At 58.2% G+C, this 3,155-nt stretch carries 1 protein-coding gene and 3 pseudogenes; 2 read left to right on the forward strand and 2 right to left on the reverse strand.

The genetic code is table 11. The features are described from left to right. The first annotated feature begins 546 nt into the window (after window positions 1–546). Complete coding sequence (locus tag LUZ64_RS36475) at window positions 547–894, forward strand: hypothetical protein (RefSeq protein ID WP_143593036.1); 348 nt, start codon at window positions 547–549, stop codon at window positions 892–894. A 656-nt stretch (window positions 895–1,550) separates the two neighbouring features. Next, window positions 1,551–1,694, forward strand: a pseudogene (locus LUZ64_RS36480) (IS5/IS1182 family transposase); the annotation flags it as partial. On the opposite strand, the pseudogene LUZ64_RS36485 reads toward LUZ64_RS36480, so the two are convergent. Beyond that, window positions 1,695–2,257: pseudogene (locus LUZ64_RS36485) on the reverse strand (IS5 family transposase); the annotation flags it as partial. It lies immediately after the preceding pseudogene. 85 nt (window positions 2,258–2,342) lie between these two features. Beyond that, a pseudogene (locus tag LUZ64_RS36490) lies at window positions 2,343–2,688 on the reverse strand (IS5/IS1182 family transposase); the annotation flags it as partial. Between the last annotated feature and the right edge of the window lie 467 nt (window positions 2,689–3,155).

Genomic DNA, 3,155 nt, shown 5'->3' on the forward strand with positions numbered 1-3,155 from the left:
CTCCCCAGAGCACTGATCCGGGCGTTACGTCACAGACTCCGCGAGATCCAATACCACAGCGACATCATCGAGAGCTGTCTCGCCGGAACAGGGCTAAACCTCACGACATCACGCCGCCCAGTCAGTAGTTGGGTGAAATGCTGCGTAGAGATAGATCGCTCCTGTCATCAGCAACTCCCTGATTGTCAACCTTGCGATACTGCCCGGAATTTATTGGATTTGCATTGGCCCAGAAGACGGGTAGGGGCAGCACTCGACGATCAATGTATGTATAATTCAAATGAATGGAGTTCGAAATGCCTCATGCGCCTGTTGAGACGAAAGTAAAAGCGGCAACTGCCGCATCCTTTCTGGTTTCGCTAACTATCGCCCTTCTCGGTCAGCTATCTGGCGATGTTCGGTTTATTACATTCCTTCCTGTGTGGTCTCATCCTCTTGTCATTGCTGCGATTTCGGGGACTGTGACATTTCTGTCTGGATGGCAGGCCAAGCATAGCCCGCGCTACAGTGTAGAAACAGTGAGGCAGGGGGAGGCGGAGCCCCCTGATGGCTGATGAACTGAGTTCTGGTGACACTGTAAGGATAGTTAAAGACCTGCGTGAAGAGCTTCGCGAATCCATTTCGGGAATTCACGACCGGCTTGACCGCGTGGTGAGTATGGATGTTTATACGGTTCAATCTTCGTTTCATGATCAACAGATCGCTGCTTTATCGCAGAGTCTTCAAAAGGAACGTGATGAGAGAGAGGCGTTTGAACGAAATTCTGAAAGGCATAGACTTGAAGAGGTCAACCGCCGGGACCGTGACAGGCAGGCCCGTCTCTATAATGCTGTGATCCCAATTGTCGTATGCCTTATTTCCTCGGCTGTCGCGCTCTGGGCAGCCATAAAGTGACGCGATTGGAGAGGTCAAAGGTGCTTGATTTTCCGTGTGGGCAAGGGAGGGCTGTGTGAGTGGTTCTATCTGGGCGATCTGGGGTTTGCTATTTGCAGCGCTTGAAATAGTTGCCATTGGGTCGAAGAGGCGAATTGATACTCTGAGTGAATCTGTGCGAAAACTTTTCTATACTCGTACGTCGAGAATCGGGCGTGTTCTATTTGCGGCTGGATGGGCATCTTTCTCGGTCTGGTTCCTTTGGCACATCCTTGAATGATTTCTAGCGCAGCCAAAACATCAGATCGTGCGAGATATTTGCGCCCCCTCCTTGTGATCCCACCGCCTAGTGATGTGGATGCCATCTAGGGTGCCCCCTCCTTCGGGAAAGGCATCCTAGATGCCGATTGCGCGTTGATATTCCCTTGCGGGAATTATTGATTAGTGTTATCTGTGGGTTTAGCGACTTCTTTTGGTGACCTCTTCGGCGATGGCTAGCTATTCGGCGGCAGTGTTTTCATGTATTCTGACCCTTTTCCTCTGAAGGGCTTTCCAGCTCACTAAGGATCTTCAGAGTGGCTACTGATCGGGTGATGGCGGCAGGCTCGTAACAGGCGAGGCCCTCGGGCTGTTGATCGAGATGTCTGACGTCTGAACTCGCTATTCGAGGGGCCTCGTTGGTTACGTATCCTGGCGCACTCGGCCTGCCGTATGCGCTCGTGGAGTGGGTCACGATGCTGATCATCACTCGCGAGGGTGACCGCAGGTGCGAACCGTGGCCCTCCCCGCGCGCGATCGTGGCGCTGGTCTACCTGCGCGAGCCGCAGGTCAGGCATGTCGTAGGCTTTGTCGGCGTGCAGCCACTGGGGCTTGGAATGGTCGCTGCGGGATTCGTGTCCTACGGGGAAGTGGGCGACCATCGGCTTCATCTCGAGGCTGTCGTGGGTGTTGGCTGCGGAGGGGCGGATGCGTAGGGCAAGCCGTTCGCGTCGGAGCAGGACGTGCACCTTGGAACCCGGCTTGCCTCGGTCCACGGGCGACGGACCTGCAAGTTCGCCCCCCCCTTGGCTCGCACATGGGCAGAGTCGAGCACCGCTCTGGACAGATCAACCACACTTTGGTCGGCGAGTATCTCGAGGGCCTTTTGGTGCAGCCGACCCCAGACACCTGCCCGCGACCAGATCAGGAACCGGCGGTGCACCGTCGACTTCGACGCCCCGAAACACGGCGGCAGAGCCCGCCAGGCGGAGCCGCTGACCAGGACGTAGATGATCGCCGCGAACACTGCCTCGTCATCGGTATTGGCCACCCCGCCGCCCTGCGGCCGCACCCGTGCCGACGGCAGCCAGGGCCTGACGATTTCCCACAGCCCCTTCGGCACGATCCATCCCTACCGTCCACTCCGCATGCTCCGGCCAACGACCAACTGACCATGCAGGACACGGTGTAAGACCCTCAGGTGCGGCAGCTCAGGTCATGAGTCTACTCAGTTTGCGATAGCCGATGAGGACTGAGGCTATGTCGACAAAGGCGAGGAAGTGCTTGGCCCTGCGCTCGTAGCGTCGGTGCGGGCGTCGGCAGCTGGCCTGCCAAGACACAGTCCTCTCGACGACCCAGCGGTGACGGCCCAGGCGCTGGGAAAGCTCGATGCCCTTGCGGGCGATGCGGTGGCGGATGCCTCGTTCGCGGAGCCGTTGCCACAGGCGGTTGTAGCTATTCCTTGTCGGCATGCGGCTTGCTGGGCCGTCGCCGCCTACGGGGCCCGCGGTGCGAGCGGATGGGTGGGATACCCTGCATGAGCGCCCTTAGAGAGCGTCTGATCAACGTTCATGCTGTTGTGGTGGGCATGTCTGTTTAGATTCGCCAGGGTGGTGCGGATTCTCCTGTCAGTTCGCGGGACATTTTGTTAGTCATCGCCCAGTGGACCATCGTCTGGGATCTCTGCGGGGGGCTTTGTAGTGCCGTGCCAGGCGATGGTGCTGCATCAGGCAGCCGAAGGTTTGCTCGATTACCCACTGTTTCGGCAGTGGCTCGAGCCCCTTCGTCCGTGGTCGCTGCACCACCTCGACGTCGATGCCCAGCCGGCCGCCGTGGTTGAGGATGCTGCTTTGGTAGGCGCCGTTGGCCCAGATCTTTGACATGCTGGGGTGGGCGGCTAGGCCGTTTCTTTCGGATCAGCGTGCTGATCAGAGGAAGATGCCCGCGAGGTGGAGTCCGGGGAGGTAGGTGGTTGTGGTCTTCTCGTAGCGGGTGGCGATGCCGCGCTATTGCTTGAGGTGGTT

Origin of the sequence: Streptomyces albireticuli, from assembly GCF_021228125.1 — a bacterium.
GTDB classification, from domain to species: domain Bacteria; phylum Actinomycetota; class Actinomycetes; order Streptomycetales; family Streptomycetaceae; genus Streptomyces; species Streptomyces albireticuli.

Bases quoted from the DNA above. Each gene is read 5' to 3' on its own strand.
- LUZ64_RS36475 (WP_143593036.1), top strand. From the start codon at position 547: ATGGCTGATGAACTGAGTTCTGGTGACACTGTAAGGATAGTTAAAGAC.